Consider the following 649-nt stretch of genomic DNA (forward strand, 5'->3'; position numbering starts at 1 on the left):
CAGGGAGGAGGATTCCAGGGCGGTCTTGCGGCGCTGGGCCTCCTTGTGCTGGCGTGCGGCGATGCGGGTGCGGGCGGCGGCCACGATCTTGTCGAGGACCGCGCGGGCCTGCTGTTTGGCGTCGCGTTTGGTGGAGGTCAGGAACGTTTTGAGTTCCTTGGCCAGGACCTGGGCGACGATGCGGGAGGCGGCGGAGGTGCCCAGTACCTCCTTGGTCTGGCCCTCGAACTGCGGCTCGGCCAGGCGCACGGTGACCACGGCGGTCAGGCCTTCCATGGCGTCGTCCTTGACGACGTCGTCCTCGGCGACGCGCAGCAGTTTGGCGGTGCGCAGGGTTTCGTTGACGGTTTTGGTCACTGCGCGTTCGAAGCCGGTTACGTGGGTGCCGCCCTTGGGGGTGGCGATGATGTTGACGAAGGAGCGGACGGTGGTGTCGTAGCCGGTGCCCCAGCGCAGGGCGATGTCGACGCCCAGTTCGCGGGTGACTTCGGTGGGGGTCATGTGGCCGCGGTCGTCCAGGACGGGCACGGTTTCTTTGAAGGTGCCCTGGCCGGTCAGGCGCAGGACGTCGCAGACGGCCTTGTCCTGGGCGAGGTATTCGCAGAATTCGCTGATGCCGCCGTCGTAGCGGAAGGTCTCCTCGGTGGGG

General features: G+C 67.6%; 1 pseudogene. It reads right to left on the bottom strand.

Going from position 1 to position 649, the window contains the following annotated elements:
- Positions 1-649, bottom strand: a pseudogene (locus IH45_RS0142690) (DNA topoisomerase IV subunit B); the annotation flags it as partial.

Source organism: Streptomyces rimosus subsp. rimosus, assembly GCF_000720725.1.
Taxonomy (GTDB): Bacteria; Actinomycetota; Actinomycetes; order Streptomycetales; family Streptomycetaceae; genus Streptomyces; species Streptomyces rimosus_A.